Source organism: Methylopila sp. 73B, assembly GCF_000526315.1.
In the GTDB taxonomy this organism is placed as follows: Bacteria; Pseudomonadota; Alphaproteobacteria; order Rhizobiales; family Methylopilaceae; genus Methylopila.
Window position 1 is genome coordinate 1,210,014 of record NZ_JAFV01000001.1, and the last position, 18,862, is coordinate 1,228,875.

The 18,862-nt window shown below is 70.8% G+C and carries 19 protein-coding genes and 1 tRNA gene; 8 read left to right on the forward strand and 12 right to left on the reverse strand.

Annotated elements, in window-relative coordinates; all coding sequences use genetic code 11:
- Positions 1 to 10: 10 nt before the first annotated feature.
- The gene (locus K244_RS21520) at positions 11 to 508 is read right to left on the reverse strand and encodes a hypothetical protein (protein WP_020185318.1); all 498 of its coding nucleotides are present in this window, start codon (positions 506 to 508) and stop codon (positions 11 to 13) included.
- A gap of 198 nt (positions 509 to 706) precedes the next feature.
- Between K244_RS21520 and K244_RS0105850 the strand changes: the two genes are divergently transcribed.
- From K244_RS0105850 to dprA, 4 genes are all read left to right on the forward strand, one after another.
- Complete coding sequence (locus K244_RS0105850; RefSeq protein WP_020185319.1) at positions 707 to 1,663, forward strand: aspartate carbamoyltransferase catalytic subunit; 957 nt, start codon at positions 707 to 709, stop codon at positions 1,661 to 1,663.
- 5 nt (positions 1,664 to 1,668) lie between these two features.
- Positions 1,669 to 2,964 (forward strand): dihydroorotase, encoded by a 1,296-nt coding sequence (locus K244_RS0105855; RefSeq protein ID WP_020185320.1) that lies wholly within the window; start codon positions 1,669 to 1,671, stop codon positions 2,962 to 2,964.
- A gap of 61 nt (positions 2,965 to 3,025) precedes the next feature.
- Entirely contained in the window at positions 3,026 to 3,655 is a 630-nt protein-coding gene (plsY, locus tag K244_RS0105860) for a glycerol-3-phosphate 1-O-acyltransferase PlsY (RefSeq protein ID WP_020185321.1), read from the forward strand.
- 6 nt (positions 3,656 to 3,661) lie between these two features.
- Positions 3,662 to 4,786: a DNA-processing protein DprA gene (gene dprA, locus K244_RS0105865; RefSeq protein WP_020185322.1), complete on the forward strand. Its 1,125-nt coding sequence runs from the start codon at positions 3,662 to 3,664 to the stop codon at positions 4,784 to 4,786.
- A gap of 31 nt (positions 4,787 to 4,817) precedes the next feature.
- Here the strand turns inward: dprA and K244_RS0105870 are convergent, their stop codons facing one another.
- Complete coding sequence (locus tag K244_RS0105870) at positions 4,818 to 5,036, reverse strand: hypothetical protein (protein ID WP_155931603.1); 219 nt, start codon at positions 5,034 to 5,036, stop codon at positions 4,818 to 4,820.
- A gap of 191 nt (positions 5,037 to 5,227) precedes the next feature.
- Here K244_RS0105870 and topA point away from each other — a divergent pair, with 191 nt between their 5' ends.
- On the forward strand, positions 5,228 to 7,894 hold the full coding sequence (gene topA, locus K244_RS0105875) for a type I DNA topoisomerase (RefSeq protein ID WP_020185324.1): 2,667 nt from the start codon (positions 5,228 to 5,230) through the stop codon (positions 7,892 to 7,894).
- Between the two features lie 26 nt (positions 7,895 to 7,920).
- Entirely contained in the window at positions 7,921 to 8,298 is a 378-nt protein-coding gene (locus tag K244_RS0105880) for a hypothetical protein (protein WP_020185325.1), read from the forward strand.
- A gap of 49 nt (positions 8,299 to 8,347) precedes the next feature.
- Here K244_RS0105880 and K244_RS0105885 read toward each other — a convergent pair whose 3' ends face one another.
- From K244_RS0105885 to K244_RS0105925, 9 genes are all read right to left on the reverse strand, one after another.
- Positions 8,348 to 9,028 (reverse strand): glutathione S-transferase N-terminal domain-containing protein, encoded by a 681-nt coding sequence (locus K244_RS0105885; RefSeq protein WP_020185326.1) that lies wholly within the window; start codon positions 9,026 to 9,028, stop codon positions 8,348 to 8,350.
- A 129-nt stretch (positions 9,029 to 9,157) separates the two neighbouring features.
- Positions 9,158 to 9,955 (reverse strand): MBL fold metallo-hydrolase, encoded by a 798-nt coding sequence (locus tag K244_RS0105890; RefSeq protein WP_020185327.1) that lies wholly within the window; start codon positions 9,953 to 9,955, stop codon positions 9,158 to 9,160.
- Entirely contained in the window at positions 9,952 to 10,770 is an 819-nt protein-coding gene (locus tag K244_RS0105895; RefSeq protein WP_020185328.1) for a TatD family hydrolase, read from the reverse strand. Before K244_RS0105895 ends, K244_RS0105890 begins: the two co-directional genes overlap by 4 nt.
- Positions 10,767 to 12,323 carry a methionine--tRNA ligase gene (metG, locus tag K244_RS0105900; protein ID WP_020185329.1) on the reverse strand — a complete coding sequence of 519 codons (1,557 nt, stop codon included), beginning with the start codon at positions 12,321 to 12,323 and terminating at the stop codon, positions 10,767 to 10,769. Before metG ends, K244_RS0105895 begins: the two co-directional genes overlap by 4 nt.
- 30 nt (positions 12,324 to 12,353) lie before the next feature.
- Positions 12,354 to 13,412, reverse strand: a complete 1,059-nt coding sequence (locus K244_RS0105905; protein WP_020185330.1) for a DNA polymerase III subunit delta' — start codon at positions 13,410 to 13,412, stop codon at positions 12,354 to 12,356.
- Positions 13,409 to 14,059 carry a dTMP kinase gene (tmk, locus tag K244_RS23510; protein WP_020185331.1) on the reverse strand — a complete coding sequence of 217 codons (651 nt, stop codon included), beginning with the start codon at positions 14,057 to 14,059 and terminating at the stop codon, positions 13,409 to 13,411. Before tmk ends, K244_RS0105905 begins: the two co-directional genes overlap by 4 nt.
- Positions 14,060 to 15,259, reverse strand: coding sequence for a D-alanyl-D-alanine carboxypeptidase family protein (locus tag K244_RS23515; protein WP_024816341.1), 1,200 nt, complete (start codon positions 15,257 to 15,259; stop codon positions 14,060 to 14,062).
- Between the two features lie 117 nt (positions 15,260 to 15,376).
- On the reverse strand, positions 15,377 to 16,630 hold the full coding sequence (locus K244_RS24305) for a septal ring lytic transglycosylase RlpA family protein (protein WP_020185333.1): 1,254 nt from the start codon (positions 16,628 to 16,630) through the stop codon (positions 15,377 to 15,379).
- 187 nt (positions 16,631 to 16,817) lie between these two features.
- Positions 16,818 to 17,201 (reverse strand): hypothetical protein, encoded by a 384-nt coding sequence (locus tag K244_RS0105925; RefSeq protein ID WP_024816342.1) that lies wholly within the window; start codon positions 17,199 to 17,201, stop codon positions 16,818 to 16,820.
- A gap of 159 nt (positions 17,202 to 17,360) precedes the next feature.
- Between K244_RS0105925 and K244_RS0105930 the strand changes: the two genes are divergently transcribed.
- Positions 17,361 to 17,450: transfer RNA gene (locus K244_RS0105930), tRNA-Ser, on the forward strand.
- Positions 17,451 to 17,566: 116 nt separating this feature from the next.
- Positions 17,567 to 18,397, forward strand: a complete 831-nt coding sequence (locus K244_RS0105935) for an RNA methyltransferase (RefSeq protein ID WP_020185335.1) — start codon at positions 17,567 to 17,569, stop codon at positions 18,395 to 18,397.
- Positions 18,398 to 18,431: 34 nt separating this feature from the next.
- Here K244_RS0105935 and K244_RS0105940 read toward each other — a convergent pair whose 3' ends face one another.
- Entirely contained in the window at positions 18,432 to 18,839 is a 408-nt protein-coding gene (locus tag K244_RS0105940; protein WP_155931605.1) for a hypothetical protein, read from the reverse strand.
- Positions 18,840 to 18,862: the final 23 nt, after the last annotated feature.

Genomic DNA, 18,862 nt, shown 5'->3' on the forward strand with positions numbered 1-18,862 from the left:
GATCGCATGCTCAGCACGGGCGGTAGCGAACCACCCGGTAGCGACGGCCGTCGTAACCGCGACGCGTCGTGACGACCTCGCACTCGCCGCCGTATGAGCGGTAGTAGCCCGAACGGCCGTAGTAGGCCGGACGACCGTAGTAATCGTCGTCGTAGTAGCCGCGGTTGCCGGCGATCAGCGCGCCCGTGGCGAGGCCGATGACGCCCGCCGCGGCGTAGCCGCCGTAGTTGTGGTGGCGGCGATACCCGCCGTAGTAGCGCCGGCCGCCGTAGCCGCCGCCGTAATAACGGCGTCCGCCGCCGCCCCAACCGCCATGATGACGGCCGCCGCCGCCCCAGCCGCGACCGCCGCGGCGGTCGACGAGCATGATCTGGTCGGAACGGATGCCGGCGATCGATGTGGCGGATGCGGGCTTCGCGGAGGACGACGCCGCTTCAGCCGGCATTGCGCCGAGAGCCACGCCGAGCGCGCAGGCGCCGGCGACGAAGAACTTACGAACAGACGTCATTTGAGACACCTCCTCGAGCGACGTTGCGCTCTTGCCCGACGTCATTGGACGTCCCAATGCCGCCGAGATTGTGATCTCACGACCCGAGGTCGTGACCATACCCGCCCTTGACGCACAAAATGGCGTCTTCAGGCGCGGGGACAAGGCGCCGGCTTCTCTTGCCGGCCGCCATGCGCTGGCGCTATGACACCTGCCTTGATGAGCACCCCCGCCGAGCCAGCGCCCTTCGCCTTTCCCCACCGCCATCTGCTGGGGATCGAAGGCCTTTCCGCCGCCGAGATCGAAGGTCTGCTCGCCGCGGCCGAAGACGCCGTGGCGCTCAGCCGTCAGGTCGAGAAGAAGCGCAGCACGCTGCGCGGCCGCACCCAGGTCAACCTGTTCTTCGAGAATTCGACCCGGACGCAGTCCTCGTTCGAGATCGCCGGCAAGCGCCTCGGCGCCGACGTGATGAACATGTCGGTCGGCAACTCCTCCATGAAGAAGGGCGAGACGGTGCTCGACACCGCGGCGACCCTCAACGCCATGCGGCCGGACATCATCGTGGTGCGCCACCATGCGGCGGGCGCCGTCGCGCTGCTCGCGCAGAAGGTCGACTGCTCGGTCGTGAACGCCGGCGACGGCGCCCACGAGCACCCGACTCAGGCGCTGCTCGACGCCCTCACCATCCTCCGCGCCAAGGGGCGCATCGCCGGCCTCGTGGTGGCGATCTGCGGCGACGTGCTGCACAGCCGCGTGGCGCGCTCGAACATCATCCTGCTCAACGCCCTCGGCGCGCAGGTGCGCGTGGTCGCGCCCTCCACGCTGCTCCCGACCGGGATCGAGCGGCTCGGCGTCGAGGTGTTCCGCACCATGCGCGAGGGCCTCGCCGGCGCCGACGTCGTCATGATGCTGCGGCTGCAGCTCGAGCGCATGAACGGCTCTTTCGTGCCGTCGGTGAAGGAGTACTTCAAGCATTTCGGCCTCGACGGCGCGAAGCTCGCCTACGCGAGGCCCGACGCCGTGGTGATGCACCCCGGCCCGATGAACCGCGGCGTCGAGATCGCCTCCGAGGTCGCCGACGGCCCCCGGTCGCTGATCCGCGACCAGGTCGAGATGGGCGTCGCGGTGCGCATGGCCGTCCTCGAGACGCTCGCGCGTCATTTGCCGAACGCGTGACCCCGATGCAGCCCCAGGACGACCGCCCTCTCCTCTTCGTCAACGCGCGGCTGGTGTGCCCGGCGAGCGGCCGCGACGAGATCGGCTCGCTGCTGGTCGCCGAAGGCGTCATCGCGGAGCTCGGGTCCAAGGTCCCGCCCTCGGCGCGGGCGGAGACGGTGGACTGCCGCGGCCATGTGCTGGCGCCGGGCTTGGTCGACCTCGGCGCCTTCGTCGGCGAGCCCGGCGCTGAGCACCGCGAGACCATCGAGACCGCGAGCCGCGCGGCCGCGGTCGGCGGCGTCACCACCATCGTGGCGCGGCCCGACACGACCCCGCCAGTCGACGCGCCCGAGATCGTCGACTACCTCATGCGGCGCGCCCGCGACACCGCGAGCGTCCATGTCTACCCGATGGCCGCGCTCACCAAAGGCCTCGCCGGCGCGGAGATGACCGAGGTCGGCCTGCTGCTAGAGGCCGGCGCCGTCGCCTTCACCGACGGCCCGCGCTCGGTCGCGAGCGCCCGCGTCATGCGCCGCGCCATGACCTACGCGCGCGACTTCGACGCGCTGATCTGCCACCACGTCGAGGACGCCGATCTCGCCGCCGGCGGCGCCATGAACGAGGGCGAACTCGCGAGCCGTCTCGGCCTGCCGGGGCGCCCCGTCGCGGCCGAGGCGCTGATGCTGGAGCGCGACCTGCGGCTCGCCGCCCTCACCGGCGCCCGCTACCACGCCAGCCTCGTCAGCTCCGCCGAGAGCGTCGGCCTCGTCGCCCGCGCGAAGGCGGCCGGAACCCGCGTCACCTGCGGCGCCTCGGTCGCGCATCTCACGCTGAACGAGAACGACGTCGGCGAGTACCGCACCTTCTTCAAGCTGACCCCGCCGCTGCGCCACGAGGACGACCGGCGCGCGCTGGTCGAGGCCCTGGCCGACGGCGTCATCGACGTCGTCTGCTCAGCCCACGACCCGCAGGACGTCGAGACCAAGCGGCGGCCCTTCGCCGAGGCCGAGGACGGCGCGATCGGGATCGAGACCATGCTCGCCGCCGGCCTCCGGCTGGTCCATTCCGGCGACGTCACGCTGCACCGCCTGCTCGCGGCGATGTCAACCAATCCCGCGAAGCTGCTCGGCCTGCCCGCGGGCGCGCTGACGGTCGGCGCCCCGGCGGACCTCATCCTGTTCGACCCCGACGCCCCCTGGGTGCTGGAGGCGTCGCGGCTCAAATCGAAGTCCAAGAACACCCCGTTCGACCAAGCCCGGTTGCAGGGGCGCGTCTGGCGCACCGTCATTGCCGGGCGCACCGTCTACCCCTACGCTTGATCCCTGCGCAGACATACGCGAACGGCTCCGGCCGCCGCCCATCGGAACCGAACCTCGCGCGATGACGAACTCCACGGCCCTCGACATCGTCGCCGCGATCCCGCTCGGCTACCTTCTCGGCTCGATTCCCTTCGGCGTGCTGGTCACGCGCCTCGCCGGCGTCGGCGACGTGCGCAACATCGGCTCCGGCAACATCGGCACCACCAACGTGCTGCGCACCGGCCGGCGCGACCTCGCGGCCGCGACGCTCATCGGCGACATGCTGAAGGCGACGGCGGCGGTCATCATCGCCCGCCAGCTCTGGGGCGAGGCCGCGGCGCTCGCGGCCGGGGCCGCAGCCTTCGTCGGCCACGTCTACCCGGTGTGGCTGCGCTTCAAGGGCGGCAAGGGCGTAGCGACCTATCTCGGCGCGCTCATCGGCGTCGCCTGGCCGATCGCGCTGATCTTCGCAGCCGTCTGGATCGGCGTCGCCGCGGCCACCCGCTACTCCTCGGCCTCGGCGCTCGCCGCGAGCGTCGCGGCGCCGGTCATGCTGGCCGTCGTCAGCCGCCACCCCACCTCCGCGGCGGTGGTGTTCGCGGCGCTCAGCGTCGCGCTCTGGGTCATGCACCGGGACAACATCGCGCGGCTGATGCAGGGCCGCGAAAGCCGCATCGGCCAGCGGTCAGAACAGCCGAGCAGCGGGGCCTGACGCGCGATGGCCGGGCTGACAGACGAGCAACGCATCGCCTGGCTCCGGCTCATCCGCTCCGAGAACGTCGGGCCGCGCACCTTCCGCGATCTCGTGAACCACTTCGGCGGGGCCGCGGCGGCGCTCGAGGCCCTGCCCGGCCTCGCCCGGCGCGGCGGACGCGCCGTGCGCGTCTGTCCGCGCGGCGAAGCCGAGGACGAGATCGCCGGCGCCCTCGCTCGCGGCGCGCGGCTGATCGCTCTCGGCGAACAGGACTATCCCGCCCCGCTCGCCGCGATCGAGGGCGCTCCCCCGCTCATTACCGTGGCGGGCGATCCCGCCGTGTTCCGCCGCCCCTCGATCGGCGTCGTCGGCGCGCGCAACGCCTCGTCGGCGGGCCGCACCTTCGCCGCGCGGATCGCGACCGAACTCGGCGGCGCGGGCTGGGCGATCGTCTCCGGTCTCGCGCGCGGCGTGGACGCCGCGGCCCACGCCGCCTCGACCCGGTCCGGCACGATCGCCGTGTTCGCGGGCGGCCTCGACTGTCTCTATCCCCCGGAGCACGCGGACCTCGCGCGCCGGATCGTCGAGACAGGCGCGCTGGTCACCGAGATGCCGCTGGGGTGGCAGCCGCGCGGGCGGGATTTTCCGCGCCGCAACCGCATCATCGCCGGCCTGTCGCTCGGCGTGCTGGTGGTGGAGGCCGCCGTGCGGTCGGGCTCGCTCATCACCGCACGGCTCGCGGCCGAGCTTGGCCGCGAAGTCATGGCCGCCCCGGGGTCGCCGCTCGACCCGCGTTGCGAAGGCTCGAACGGCCTGCTGCGGGACGGCGCCACCTTCATCACCCGCTCGGACGACGTGATCGAGGCGCTCCAGCACCTGCTCGGCCGGGACGAGCCGAGCCCGCCCCCGATCGGGCTGGCGCAGGCGGGAACGGCGGGCTTCCAAGGCGCGGAACCCGGCGAGGACGAGCGCACGCGCATCCTGGAGCTGCTCGGCCCGACGCCGGCGGCGGTCGATGAGATCGTCCGGCAGTCCGGCGCCGACGCCCGCGCAGTGCAGTTGGTGCTGCTGGAGATGGAGATCGCGGGACGGCTCGAGCGCCGCCCAGGCGGCGCCGTCTGCCTGCGCCAGCCCGAGCTCTGGCTCTGAGCGTCCCTCTGGGCGAGACGAGACGCGCGCGTCAGCGGCGCTCGGGCCGCTCTGCGTCGGGCAAAGCGGGCTCTTGCGCCTGGGTCTCGGCCTCCAGCCGCGCCATGTCGAGAAGGTAGGCGAGCGTCGGCAGGGCGTTGCTCCGCGCGATCCGCGCGAGTTCGACCGTGAGCGTCGCGACGTAGGTGGCGGCTTCGGCGCGCGCCGCCGGATCCAGCCGCTGCAATGGGGCGCCCGCGGGCCTCGTCATGGTTCGACCGCTTCTACAGTGGGGATATGTCAAACCTACACCCAAGATTGCATGTCGCACAATATCCCGCTTTCTGGTTGTACTCCGCGGATGTACGCCGCCGGGCCGGGTGATTTGACAGGCCGAACCCGGTTCCCCATGTTCGCCGCCGCCGTCGCCCAGACTGGCGTCAGCTCAGAGACCCACGACTGATGAACAATGTCGTCATCGTCGAATCGCCTGCGAAGGCGAAGACGATCAATAAATATCTTGGTCCCGACTATGAGGTTCTCGCCTCGTACGGCCATGTGCGCGATCTCCCCGCGAAGGACGGCTCCGTCGACCCGGACGCCGATTTCCACATGCTGTGGGAGGTGGACGGAAAGTCCGCCCAGCGGCTGAACGAGATCGCGCGCGCCGTCAAAGGGGCGGACAAGCTGATCCTCGCCACCGACCCCGATCGCGAGGGCGAGGCGATCTCGTGGCACGTGCTCGAGGTCCTGCGCGCCAAGAAAGTCATCAAGGACCAGCCGGTCGAGCGTGTGGTGTTCAACGCGATCACCAAGCAGGCGATCCTCGACGCGATGAAGAAGCCGCGCGAGATCGACGTGGGGCTGGTCGACGCCTATCTCGCCCGCCGGGCGCTCGACTATCTGGTCGGCTTCAACCTGTCGCCGGTGCTGTGGCGCAAGCTTCCGGGCGCCCGCTCTGCCGGCCGCGTCCAGTCGGTGGCGCTGCGCCTCGTCTGCGACCGCGAGATCGAGATCGAGCGCTTCCTCCCGCGCGAATACTGGTCGCTGATCGCCCAGCTCTCGACGCCGAAGGGCGAGACCTTCGAGGCGCGAATCTCGGCCGCCGACGGCAAGAAGATCGGGCGTCTCGACATCGCCGACGGCGCCACCGCCGCCGCACTGAAGAGCGCGATCGAGGCGTCCGACCTGAAGGTGTCGAACGTCGAAGCGAAACCTGGCCGCCGCAACCCGGCGCCGCCCTTCACCACGTCCACGCTTCAGCAGGAGGCCAGCCGCAAGCTCGGGCTGGCGCCGAACCGGACGATGCAGATCGCCCAGCGGCTGTACGAGGGCGTCGACATCGGCGGCGAGACCACCGGTCTCATCACCTACATGCGGACCGACGGCGTCGACATGGACCCGAGCGCCGTCACGGCCGTGCGCGCGCTGATCGGCTCGGACTACGGCGCCCGCTACGTGCCCGGCAGCCCCCGCAAGTACACGGTCAAGGCCAAGAACGCGCAGGAGGCCCACGAGGCCATCCGCCCGACCGACCCGCAGCGGACGCCGCGCGAGATGGCGCGCCGCCTCGACGACGACCAAGCCAAGCTCTACGAGCTGATCTGGAAGCGCACCGTCGCGAGCCAGATGGAGTCGGCTGAGGTCGAACGGACCACCGTCGACATCCTGGCGACCGGCTCGGGACGGCCGATCGAGCTCCGCGCCACCGGCACGGTCGTGACCTTCGACGGCTTCCTGGCCGCCTATCAGGAAGGCCGTGACGACGAAGAGGACGAGGAGGCCCGCCGCCTGCCGGCGATGGCCGCGAACGACCCGCTGAACCGCGTGGGCCCTGTCGCCTCGACCCAGCATTTCACCGAGCCGCCGCCCCGCTACACCGAAGCCGCGCTCGTCAAGCGCATGGAGGAGCTCGGCATCGGCCGCCCCTCCACCTACGCCGCCACGCTCGGCGTGTTGCGCGACCGCGAATACGTGAAGCTCGACAAGAAGCGGCTGGTGCCGGACGACAAGGGTCGACTGGTCACGGCTTTCCTCGAAAGCTTCTTCGACCGCTACGTGGAGTATGACTTCACGGCGGACCTCGAGGGCCAGCTCGACAAGATCTCGAACCACGAACTCGACTGGAAGGAGGTGCTGCGCGCCTTCTGGAAGGAGTTCACGGGCGCGATCGACGCGACCAAGGAGCTGCGCGTCACGCAGGTCCTCGACGCCCTGAACGAGATCCTCGGACCGTACATCTTTCCGACGAAGGCCGACGGCTCCGATCCGCGCGTCTGCCCGACCTGCGGGACCGGCAAGCTGTCGCTGAAGCTCGGCAAGTTCGGCTCCTTCGTGGGCTGCTCGAACTACCCCGAGTGCAAGTTCACCCGCCCGCTCGGCGGCGAGCTTGGCGGCGAGGACGGCTCGGCGGCCGGCCCCGACGGCGTGAAGGTGCTGGGCAAGGATCCCGAGACCGGTCTCGACGTGACTCTGCGCGCGGGGCGCTTCGGCCCCTACGTTCAGCTCGGCGAGGGTGTGGAAAAAGAGAAGCCGAAGCGCTCCTCCCTGCCCAAGGGCTGGTCGGCGGCGGAGCTCGATCTCGACGGCGCGCTGAAGCTTTTGTCGCTGCCGCGGCTCGTCGGCCTGCATCCGGAAAGCGGCAAGCCGATCGAGGCCAACATCGGGCGGTACGGGCCGTACGTCAGCCATGACGGCTCCTACGCCAACCTCGATTCGCCGGAGGAGGTGTTCACCGTGGGCCTCAACCGGGCCGTCGCGGTGATCGCCGAGAAGAAGGAAAAGCGCGGAGCCGGCCGCGGCGGCGCGGTCGCGGGCCGCACCGTCGGCGACCACCCCGACGGGGGCGCCATCACGGTCCACGCCGGGCGCTACGGTCCCTACGCCAAGCACGGCAAGGTCAACGCGACCCTGCCCAAGGGCGTCGAGGCCGACGCGCTGACGCTTGAAGAGGCGATCAAGATCGTCGACGCCCGCGCGGCGATGGGCGGCTCCAAGAAGCCGGCCCGCAAGGCACCCGCGAAGAAGCCCGCCGCCAAAGCGGCGTCCGCCAAGGCGGCTCCGAAGACGGCGGCGAAGAAGCCGGTCGCCAAGAAAGCGGCCAAGCCGGCGAGCAAAGCCGCGGAGTGACCGCGGCGTCAAAGGGCGGAAGACCCATGGCGACGACAGCGACCCGACTGACGACCCTCGCGCTGGCGGCGGCCCTCGCCGCCGGGCTGGCGCAGACCGCGGCGGCCCAGGCCTATGTGGTTTGGGGCATCGGAGCGAAGACCTGCGGCGCCTGGACCGACGCCCAGCGCACGGACGAAGCCAAGGCCCAGGCCTACCAGTCGTGGGTCCACGCCTTCCTCACCGGCGCCGCCTTCGGCCGCAACGGCCTCGCGCTGAAGCCGGACGCCGACATCAATCCGGAGGCGCTGACCAAATGGGTCGACGCCTGGTGCGAGGCGAACCCGCGGATGACGGTCGAGCGCGCGGCCGTGGCCCTGCTCGACCACGTGGCGGCCGCCGGGGTCCAATCCGGCGGCAAGTGACGGGCGACCGCAATCGTCGATCGCGGGTTAACCCGGGATTGATCCCGAGTTAACCCGCCGTCGCCCCCAGCGTCGCGCCGTAGCGCTCTTCGAGACGCCCGAACCAGGGTCCGATGCGGTCCTCCCCGGTGAGGTAGTCGACCGCGCCGACGACCCGCGCCCACTGGAACAGCCCGGCGATTAGGAAGTCCGCGAACAGAGGCGCGTCGCCGCCGATAAAGGGCTGGCTGCGCAGGAGAATCCGGAGCGGCGTCATCGCCTCGCGCGCCGCCGCGACCGTCGTTTCGGGCTGGGCCGAGACCTCCTCCAGCGGCGCTTTGAACATGCGCTCCCGCGACGACCGGAAGTAGATCTGCGTCTCCGCGTCCAGCCCGTCGTGGATCGCCAGCGCCATCGGCCGCGACATCTTGCCGAGGAGGTAAGCCCCCTGCGCCGCCGCCGCCCGGGTCAGCGCGACGCCGCCCTCGCCGGCAAAAAGCGTAGGCGAATCAACGCGTGTGCGCTCGAGATGCAGAGCCAGCTCGAACGAATCGCCGATGGTCACGCCGTCGATCTCGACGATCGGGACCGTCTTGAAGCCGCCGCCCGCGACCTTGCCGATGTCGACGAACCTGGTCGCCGTGGTCTCGAACGGCACGCCCTTGTGGGCGAGCGCCAGCTTCGCCGCCCAGCAGTAGGGGCTCAGGCGGCGGCCGTCGGCGAGCGTCAGATCGTAGAGATGGGCGGTCACGGGCGTTCGCTCCTGAGCAGCTTCTTGGTTGCGCGAATTCTGGCATGCCAGACGCCGCGAAGGCGAGCCGCCGCGTGCCGGAAACGCCCGTCTTTCCAGGGGCGGCTCATCTGCAGATGGGAAAAACGCCTACGGCGTCTCGATCCGCATGCCGTCGAAGGCGACGTCCACATGGGCGGGAACGCGGCGTTTCAGCGTCGCGTAGTCCAGGTCGGTGTGGAGGTTGGTGAGGACCGCGCGCTTCGGCTTCAGCCGCTCGATCCAGGCCAGCGCCTCCTCCAGCGAGAAATGGCTGGGATGGGGCGTGTCGCGCAGCGCATCGACGATCCAGACGTCGAGCCCCTCCAGCAGCGGCACGGAGGCCAGCGGAATGTCGTTGACGTCGGGGGTGTAAGCGAGGTCCCCGAAACGGAAGCCGAGCGCCGCTTCGGAGCCGTGCTGGAGCTCGATCGGCAGCGCCTTGATCGCGCCTCCCCGGCCATCGATCGCGACCACCTTGCCGGCCAGCAGCCGGTGCTCGTTCAGGATCGGCGGATAGTCCGAGCCCGGCGGCGTCTCGAAAACATAGGCGAAGCGCCGCCGGAGGAAATCTCCGGTCCGGGCGTCCGCCCACACGTCGACCCGCGATCTCGTGTGGATCGCGATCGGTCTGAGGTCGTCGATGCCGTGGGTGTGGTCGGCGTGCTCGTGGGTGTAGAGCACGGCGTCGAGCTGCTGGACGCCCGCGTCGATCAGCTGCTCCCGCAGGTCGGCCCCGGTATCGACCAGCACCTGGGTCGCCCCGGCGGGACCCTCGCGCTCGACCAGAATGGAGCACCGGCGGCGGCGGTTGCGAGGCTCGGTGGGATCGCAGCGACCCCAGCCGCTCGCGACGCGCGGGACGCCGCCCGAGGACCCGCATCCGAGAATGGTGACCCGAAGGCTCACGCCGCGTCCGCGCCTTGAAGCGTCACGAGAGCAGACCTTGGCGTCTTGTTGAAGAGCCGGAAGAAATTGTCCGTCGTGACGCGGCGAACCTCATCCTCGCTCCAGCCCCGCACCCTGGCGAGCACCGACGCCGTCTTCGCGGTGTATCCCGGCTCGTTGCGCTTGCCGCGGAAGGGCTCAGGCGCGAGGTAGGGCGCGTCGGTCTCGACCAGCAGCCTATCGGCCGGAACCTCGGCCGCGATGGCCCGCAGCTCCTCGGAGCGCTTGAAGGTGAGAATGCCGGAGAACGACACGTAGAGGCCGAGCGCGACGCCGCGGCGGGCGAGCTCGGCGCCGGACGAAAAGCAGTGCAGCACCGCCGGGAACGCGCCCTTTGCGGTCTCCTCTTCGAGGATCGCGATCATCGCGTCGTCGGCGGACCGCGCGTGGATGACAAGCGGAAGCTGCGCGATGCGGGCCGCGGCGATGTGGGCGCGGAACCCCTGCTCCTGAGCCTCCGGCGGGCTCGAATCATAATGGAAGTCGAGCCCGGCCTCGCCGAATCCGACGATCTTCGGGTGCTCCGCGAGCCGCACCAGCTCTTCGGCCGTGACGTCCAGCTCCTCGTGGGCGTTCTGCGGATGGGTGCCCACGGTGCCGTAGACCGAGGGGTAGGCGCCCACCAGCTCGAGGATGCGGTCGAACCGGCGCACCCGGGTCGAGATCGTCACCATCAGTCCGACGCCGGCTTCATGCGCGCGTCGGACGACGGCGTCGCGCTCCGGCGCGAACTGGTCGAAGTCGAGGTGGCAGTGGCTGTCGACAAGGGCGGTCACGCGGCCGCCTCCGGCTCCACGTAGCGCGGGAACACCGGCTGCGGCGCGGGGAAGAGGGCGCCCGGCGCCAGACGGCCGGCCGCGCCGAGCGCGTCGAAGCTTCGCGCGTCGTCGCCCACGCCGAGCAGGTCGAGCAGCTTGGCGGCCGCGGCCGGCGTGAACGGCTGAACGAGGATCGCAACGTTCCGGACCGCTTCCGCCGTCACGTAGAGCACGGTCGCCATGCGCTCCGGATCGGTCTTCCTCAGCGCCCACGGCTCCGCATTGGCGAAGTAGCGGTTGGTCTCCGCCACCACCTGCCAGATGGCCGCAAGCGCCTGATGCAGCGCGAGCTCGTCAAAGGCCGCGCGCACCGTCGCGGCGAGACCGTCGACGGCCGCGAGGATCGCCTCGTCGGCGGCCGCGAAGGCGGCGGGCGCCGGCGCCCTGCCCTCGCAGTTCTTGCCGATCATGGACAGCGAGCGTTGCGCCAGATTGCCGAGGTCGTTGGCGAGATCGGCGTTGATGCGGCCGACGATCGCCTCGTGGCTGTAAGAGCCGTCCTGGCCGAACGGCGCCTCCCGCAACAGGAAGTACCGGACCGCGTCGACGCCGTAGCCCTCGGCGAGCGCAAAGGGGTCGACGACGTTGCCGACGGACTTCGACATCTTCTCCCCCCGATTGTAGAGGAAGCCGTGCGCGAACACCCGCTTCGGCAGGGGCAATCCCGCCGACATCAGGAACGCGGGCCAGAACACGGTGTGGAAGCGGATGATGTCCTTGCCGATGACATGCAGGTCCGCCGGCCACCACTTCGCCGCGGCCTCGTCGTCTGCGGGAAAACCCGCGCCGGTGAGGTAGTTCGTCAGCGCGTCCACCCACACGTACATCACGTGCTTCGGGTCGTTCGGCACCGGCACGCCCCAGTCGAAGGTGGTCCGGCTGATGGAGAGGTCGGACAGGCCCCGCTTCACGAACGCCAGCACCTCGTTGCGCCGCGCGTCCGGCCCGATGAAGCCGGGCTGGTCCTCGTAGAGTTTCAGCAGCCGGTCCTGATAGGCCGAGAGCTTGAAGAAGTAGCTTTCCTCGACCACCCACTCGACTGGCGCGCCGGTGGGCGCCTTGCGCGTCCCGTCGGGGGCGAGCGTCGTCTCGGCCTCGTCGAAATAGGCTTCGTCGCGGACCGAGTACCAGCCCTCGTACTTGCCGAGATAGACGTCGCCGGCGGCCTGCATGCGCCGCCACAGCTCCTGGCTCGCGGCGTAATGGTCCGTGTCGGTGGTGCGGATGAAGCGGTCGAACGAGACTCCGTAGAGCTCGTCCATCGCCTTGAAGCGCGCCGCGTTTTTGGTCGCCCAGTCGAACGGCGTCACGCCCTCGCGCGCGGCGGTCTGGGCCATCTTCAGGCCGTGCTCGTCGGTGCCGGTGAGAAAGCGGACGTCGCGACCGTCGAGCCGGTGGAACCGCGCGATGGCGTCGGTCGCGATCGCCTCGTAGACATGGCCGATGTGCGGCACGCCGTTGGGATAGGCGATCGCGGTCGTGACGTAGTAGGGGCTCTTGGACGTCGCCATCGCTCGTCAGATGTCTTGCGCCGGCCGCCGTCAGCGGCGCGCGAGGCCGGCGAGTTGGGCGAGCGTCTCCAGAACGAAGGGCCGGCGGTCGAGATTGAAGGTCTCGGTGTCCCGCGCGGCGCGGGCGGTTTTTTCCCACACCTCCGCAAACCGCGCAAGGCGCGCCTCCCCCGCCGCGGCGCCCGCGCGCACACGGGCGTGAAGCCAGTCTCCCACCAGCGACACGAACAGGCCGAACCTCTGCTCGGCGCCTCGTTTGGCGAGGTCCTCGGCGAGCGCGTGGCTCGCCTTGACGTCGACGTCGGGGAGACGGTCGAGCAGGCCGGAGACCACGCGGTGCAGGGACGCGCCGTCGCTCGCGAGCAGCGACAGGGCGTGGGCGACGCTGCCTTCGCTGAGCGCCGCGGCCGTGTCGAGCGCCTCGTCGTCGTGCTCTTCGGCGATCTCGGACAAGCCGCCGAGCACGGCGCGCACCTCGGAGGAGGCGAGCGGCGCCAGGGCCAGGGCGCGGCAGCGCGAGCGCACCGGCGCGGGCAAGCCGCGGGGCGCGGCGGAGAGCAGGACGAAGATCGCTCGCGGCGGCGGCTCCTCCAACACCTTGAGCAAGGCGTTCGCCGCGGCGCCGTTCATGTCGTCGGCGGTGTCCACGATTGCGACGCGCCAGCCGCCCTCGCCCGCCGTGGACCCGAAGAAGCCGGTGGCGCGCCGTACGTCGTCGACCCGGATGTCGCCGTAGAACGCCTTGCGGTCCGCGTTCCACCCACGGCGCAGCACCAGTAGATCGGGATGCGACAGCCGGGCGACGCGCCGCGCCGCGGGATGGTCCATCGGCACGGCGAGCGAGGCGGCGCCCGCAGACTCGGCCGGATCGGGATGCGCCAGCACGAAACGCGCGAGACGATAAGCGAGCGTCGCCTTGCCGATGCCCTCAGGTCCCGAGACCAGCCAGGCGTGGTGCATGCGGTTCGAGCCGTAGGCCGCCGCAAGCTCGTCTTCGGCGGCCCGATGGCCGACGAGCCCTTCGGTCTCACGCGGGTGCGGGCAGCCCTCGCGACGGTCGGATTCAGGAACGCCGTCGGCGTCGCTCATTGGACGGCTCCCGTCATGAGCAGCCGGCGTTCGACCGCTTCCCACACCCGCCGCTCAACCGCGTCGGCGTCTCCGCCCGCGTCGATCAGGAGGCAGCGCTCCGGCTCGACGCGCGCGATCTCCACGAAGGCGCGGCGCAGTCGCTCGTGGAACGAGCCGTCCTCCGCCTCGAACCGGTCGGGCGTGGCGAGCGCGCCCGCCCGAAGCTTCGCGCGCTCAAGGCCGATCGCGGCCGGCGCGTCGAGGATCAGGGTCAGGTCCGGCCTGGTCTGGCCCGCAGCGACCGCCTCGAAGGCCCGGATCAGCTCCGGCTCGACCCCGCCGAGCACGCCCTGATAGGCGCGGGTCGAATCGATGAAACGATCGCACAGCGCCCAGACGCCGCGGTCGAGCGCTGGCCGGATCGTGCGCTCCACGTGGTCGGCCCGCGCCGCGGCGACCAGCACCGTCTCCGCCAGCGGACCGAACCGTTTGGCCCCGCCCGAGAGCAACACGTCCCTGAGCGCCTCCGCGCGCGGCGACCCGCCGGGCTCGCGCGTGACGATCACGTCGACGCCCCGCCGCTCGAGAGCCGCCGCCAGACGCTTGAGCTGGGTCGACTTTCCGACCCCCTCGCCGCCTTCGAACGTGATGAAGCGTCCGCGCATTCAGATCTTCGCGGCCACCTGGCCAAAGAGGTCGCCGACAAGTTCGAGAGCGCCGTCGACCGCCCGGCGTCCGAAATCGCCGACGGCGACGTCCTCGGCGGCGGTCAGGGCGGTTTCGACGGTCAGCGTCTCGCCCCGCCACACCCGGAGCGTGCCGACGCGCGTCCCCCGCGCGATCGGCGCCTGCAGCGGTCCGTCGTAGTTCACCCGCGCCACGATGCGGGCGTCGTCGCCCTTCGGCGTCAGCAGCGCGACCGGGCTCGAGGCCACCAGCGGCACGTAGCGGCGCTCTCCGCCGAAGACGCGCGCCTCGGCCACGGCCTGGTCGGCTGCGAAGATCTGGCGCTCCTCGAAAGCATTGAAGCCCCAGTCCAGCAGTTTCCGCGCCTCGTCCGACCGCGCCTTGGCAGTCTCCAGGCCCATCAGGACGACGATCAGGCGGCGGCCGTCGCGGAACGCGGAGCCAACGAGGCTGAAGCCGCCGTCCTCGGTCCAGCCGGTCTTCAGCCCATCGGCGCCGGCGTAGTCCGCAAGCAGGGGGTTGCGGTTGCGCTGGGAGATCTTGTTCCAGGTGAATTCCGGCTCCCGGAACGTCGGGTAGCGGTCGGGATAGGATCGGACGAGATGCTCGGCGAGCTTCGCCACGTCGCGCGCCGTCATGCGCTGCTCCGGGTCGGGCTGGCCGGTCGCGTTGCGGAAGGTCGAGCGGGCGAGGCCGAGCTCCCGGGCGCGCGCGTTCATCAACGTGGCGAAGGCCGGCTCGGACCCGGCGAGACCGGCCGCGAGCGTGATCGCGGCGTCTCCGCCGGACTGCACGATGACTCCGCGCAGCAGATCGGCGACGGCGACATCGGAGTTGAGCTTGGCGAACATCGCTGACCCGCGCGAGGGCGCCCCGCCCCGTCGCCAGGCGTCCTCGGTGATCTTGAACGTCTGGTCCGGCTTCAGCCGCCCGTCGTGGAGCGCCTGAAACACCAGCTCGACGGTCATCAGCGTGGCCATGCTCGCAGGCGGCGACGGCAGGTCGGCCTGCTTGGCGTAGAGCACTGAGCCGGAGGTCACGTCGTAGAGGTAGGCGATGGGCGCCGCGGTCTTGAAATCCTTCGCGGCGGCGGACGCCGCCTGGGCCGCGCCGGCGGCGCAGACGACCAGCGCAAAGCCCGCGCAGACGCTTTTCAGCGGCGAGGCAAGCCGGGCCATGATCCTGATCAACATCGTCACGCCCGTCGTTCGCGCCCGTCGAGCCTCACGATACGTCGGGGGCGTCGGGGGCACAATCGATCGGACCCCGCGCGACGTTCACGTCGCGCGACAGGGTTAGCGGAGATTGGAATACGCGCTGGCGGCGCCGAGATTCGGCTCCTGGCTGCGGACGAAGGCCGGCGTGTCGCCGAAGCCTTCGAAGCTCGCGGCGATCCGCGCGGCGACGGCGGGGTTCTGCGCCGGCCGGAGCACGGGCGCGGGCTCGTCAGGCGTTTCGGCCCCGGCAAGCTGTGGCGCGACAGCTGCAAGCACCGGCTCCTCCGTCGGCTTCACGACACGTTTCGCCACCACCTTCGGCGCGGACGTCCGCACGGCCGGAGCCGGTTCCGCCGTCGTCGCCGCGAGTCGGACGTCCGCCCTGCTCTCGGGCGCCTTGCCGTCGAGCGGCTTCGCGTCCGCCAGCCCGGCCTTCGGCTCAGGCGCGACGCGCGGCGCAGCCGCCATCCGCGGTTCGGGCTTCGCCGCCGGCATCGGCAGCGGGGCCGCCGCCTGCGCCGGAGCGTAAGCCGTGGTCAGGTTGGTCTCGACCTTCGGAGCCGGCGCCTCGGCGCTCGCGACGACCGTAAAGCCGGCGGAAGGCGCGGCGCGGCCGAGCAGCTCGGCGTCCGACACCGGCTTCAGGCTAGCGAGCTGCACGCCCTCGGGCGCGGCGGGGCGGCCGAACTCCTTGTATGTCGCGAGCAGCTGCCGATCGTCGGCGCCGGCGAGAGGAGCGAGCCCGACGTAGTCGATCTTGACCGCCCCCACGCCCGCGCGGCGGAAGCCGAGCACGTCGGCGGTGCGCTGCGAGACGTCGATCAGCCGACCTTTATGGAACGGCCCGCGGTCGTTGACGCGCACGACGACGGATCGCCCGTTGGTCACGTTCGTCACGCGGACGTACGACGGCAGCGGCAGCGACGGGTGCGCGGCGCTGAGCGAAGCCGAATCGAAGACCTCGCCATTCGCCGTGCGGCGGCCATGGAAACGGGCGCCATAGAAGGACGCCAGACCGACGCCGACCGGACCGGGCTTGCGCGTCGCCGGCGAGTAGACCTTGCCGGCGACCTGGTACGTCTTGCCGACGCTGTAGACTCCGCCGCCTTTCGGCGCGGGCTGGCCGGCGGCGACCACCTGCGGGCTGGCGGCGACGCCGAGCACGGGATCGACGGTCGGCGCGACGGCTGCGGTCTTCGTCGACTGGGTCTGCGCCGAACAGGCGGCGAGCGCCGCGCATGCGACGACGACGGCGACCTGGGGAAAGCGGAAGGCGAATGGAACGACCGATCGACGGTTCTGCGCTCGGGTGACCGTCGCTGCGTCGTTCATGCCGTCCGTCCTCGTATGCGCCGGGGACGCAGACGCGAAAGCGCAGAAATCGCTTCCACATCCGTCAGCGCTATCGCGCCGCCCGCCCCCGCTCGATGGCGCGCCAGTGGCGCGCCGGGATCACAGTTATGAACGAAGCTTCGTAAAAAAGGCAAGAGTGGGGCGTTTGCGCCACATTTCCTACCGATCATCTCGCAATGCGCGCCGTGCCTTTCAGCCCGTCGTCGCGGACCCAGGCGATCTTGTCGCCGCCGAGGCTCGCGACGGTGAAGCAGAACGCCTTGCCGTCGTACCAGGTCCGCCACTTCTGGCAGAGTTTCGAGCCGTCGACCCACCAGCGACCGCTGTCCTTCGGCTGCATGAAGCGCCCGAGCCCGACCGCGTCTCCGGACCCGTCGACGACGCCGTCCTTCCGGTAGTTCAGGGGAAACTCGCCGCCGAGCGGCGTCGCGAGATAGACCGTGCGGCCGGCGATGGTTTCGGACAGCGCGTCGCCGGCTAGGTCCTGCGCTAACGCGGGTGAGCCGGCCAGAACGACGAGAAAACCTGCGACAAGGGACGCTGCGCGCATCTCGAAACTCCCGCGACGTGGCGTGTTAAGGCTTGTGTCGGGAGATACGCGGACGGCCGCGTTTCGGTTGTCGCGCCGCTCGCCGGTGTTGCGGCGCAGCGCGGTCTCCGCCATCATCGCGCCGCTTCAGCGCCCCGATCGGCGGCGTCTGGCGTCCGCGGAAGGGTGGCCGAGCGGTTTAAGGCAGCGGTCTTGAAAACCGCCGTGGGGGCGACTCCACCGTGGGTTCGAATCCCACCCCTTCCGCCATCTTGGTTCGCCGACGGCGCCTTTCCGTTCCGCCACGTTCGGCCACGGGGCGCGTTGCCACGTCCCGGCGCTCGTGAGAAGAGACCGGGCGAACTCCAAACCGCCGATCGGTCTCCATGCGCCCTCCCCGCCCGCCTCGCGACTCCGCCTCCAAGCCGTGGGAGAAACGCAGCCCGCGGCCGGGACCGCAGAAATACGGCCCGCGCGATTTTCCGCGCGATCATGACGGGCCCGTCACGCTCTACGGCTTCCATTCCGTGGTCGAGGCGCTGTCGAATCCGAAGCGCAAGATCATCAAGCTGATGGCGACCGAGAACGCCCTCGCCCGGCTCGCGGAGGCGAACGTGCCGACGCGGGTGGAGCCGGAGATCGTGCGGCCTGGGGCCATCGACCGGCTGCTGACGCCGGACTCGGTGCATCAGGGCCTTTACCTCGAAGCCGAAGCGCTGCGCATCCCGACGCTGAAGACGATCCCGGCCGACGGCCTCGTGCTCGTGCTCGACCAGATCACCGACCCGCACAATGTCGGCGCGATCGTGCGCACCGCCGCGGCCTTCGCCGTGGACGCGATCGTCACCACCGCGCGCCACAGTCCGGAGGCGACCGGCGTGCTGGCGAAAAGCGCGAGCGGCGGACTGGAGCACGTGCCGCTGATCCTGATCCAGAACCTCGCCCGCGGCCTGGAAGACCTGGAAGAGCGCGGCTACCTCAGGATCGGCCTCGACTCCGAAGGCCCCGCGACGCTGGACGACACCCCGCTCGGCTCAGGCGGCGTGGCTCTGGTCCTAGGCGCGGAAGGCAAGGGCCTGCGGCAACTCACCCGCCAGACCTGCGACGTGCTCGCCCGGCTCGACATGCCGGGCGCGATCAAGAGCCTGAACGTCTCGAACGCGGCGGCGATCTCGCTCCATTGCGTAAGGCGGACCAAGCCCGCGACGGCTAGCTGACAGTCGCGACGCAGGCGTCCTCATCTCTACCGCCTCAGCGTGGCGGGAACTGGTTGATCCGCGTGCCGATGTCGGTCTGCACGCGCGGCGTCGAGACGCTTGGCGCGGCCTGCGGACGGTAGCGACGCGCCCGGCCGATCGCGTCGTAGGTCTCCGGACGCCCGGGCACGTTCAGGCGACGTCCGTAGCCGTCGTAGCGCGGGGGCTCGTAGCGCGGCCGCCGCGCTGGCTGCGCCTGCATCTCCACGCGAGGCGCGGCCCTGCCGCGCCGCCAATCCCGGTCCGCCTTCGTCGCCGGCCGCGTGATGGTCCGCGGGTTCTGGTCGTAGGGCTCGCCGATGATCGACTTCGGCCGCTCGACCGAGCCCGCCGGCGCGGCGACCGCCAGCACGCCGGTCGATAACAAAAGCGTGCGCAAAGCTTTTCTGAACGCCTCATTCATCTTTTAGCCAATCGACGGGGGGT

Bases quoted from the DNA above. Each gene is read 5' to 3' on its own strand.
- K244_RS21520 (WP_020185318.1), bottom strand. From the start codon at position 508: ATGACGTCTGTTCGTAAGTTCTTCGTCGCCGGCGCCTGCGCGCTCGGC.
- K244_RS0105850 (WP_020185319.1), top strand. From the start codon at position 707: ATGAGCACCCCCGCCGAGCCAGCGCCCTTCGCCTTTCCCCACCGCCAT.
- K244_RS0105855 (WP_020185320.1), top strand. From the start codon at position 1,669: ATGCAGCCCCAGGACGACCGCCCTCTCCTCTTCGTCAACGCGCGGCTG.
- plsY (WP_020185321.1), top strand. From the start codon at position 3,026: ATGACGAACTCCACGGCCCTCGACATCGTCGCCGCGATCCCGCTCGGC.
- dprA (WP_020185322.1), top strand. From the start codon at position 3,662: ATGGCCGGGCTGACAGACGAGCAACGCATCGCCTGGCTCCGGCTCATC.
- K244_RS0105870 (WP_155931603.1), bottom strand. From the start codon at position 5,036: ATGACGAGGCCCGCGGGCGCCCCATTGCAGCGGCTGGATCCGGCGGCG.
- topA (WP_020185324.1), top strand. From the start codon at position 5,228: ATGAACAATGTCGTCATCGTCGAATCGCCTGCGAAGGCGAAGACGATC.
- K244_RS0105880 (WP_020185325.1), top strand. From the start codon at position 7,921: ATGGCGACGACAGCGACCCGACTGACGACCCTCGCGCTGGCGGCGGCC.
- metG (WP_020185329.1), bottom strand. From the start codon at position 12,323: ATGGCGACGTCCAAGAGCCCCTACTACGTCACGACCGCGATCGCCTAT.
- K244_RS0105905 (WP_020185330.1), bottom strand. From the start codon at position 13,412: ATGAGCGACGCCGACGGCGTTCCTGAATCCGACCGTCGCGAGGGCTGC.
- tmk (WP_020185331.1), bottom strand. From the start codon at position 14,059: ATGCGCGGACGCTTCATCACGTTCGAAGGCGGCGAGGGGGTCGGAAAG.
- K244_RS23515 (WP_024816341.1), bottom strand. From the start codon at position 15,259: ATGGCCCGGCTTGCCTCGCCGCTGAAAAGCGTCTGCGCGGGCTTTGCG.
- K244_RS24305 (WP_020185333.1), bottom strand. From the start codon at position 16,630: ATGAACGACGCAGCGACGGTCACCCGAGCGCAGAACCGTCGATCGGTC.
- K244_RS0105925 (WP_024816342.1), bottom strand. From the start codon at position 17,201: ATGCGCGCAGCGTCCCTTGTCGCAGGTTTTCTCGTCGTTCTGGCCGGC.
- K244_RS0105935 (WP_020185335.1), top strand. From the start codon at position 17,567: ATGCGCCCTCCCCGCCCGCCTCGCGACTCCGCCTCCAAGCCGTGGGAG.
- K244_RS0105940 (WP_155931605.1), bottom strand. From the start codon at position 18,839: ATGAATGAGGCGTTCAGAAAAGCTTTGCGCACGCTTTTGTTATCGACC.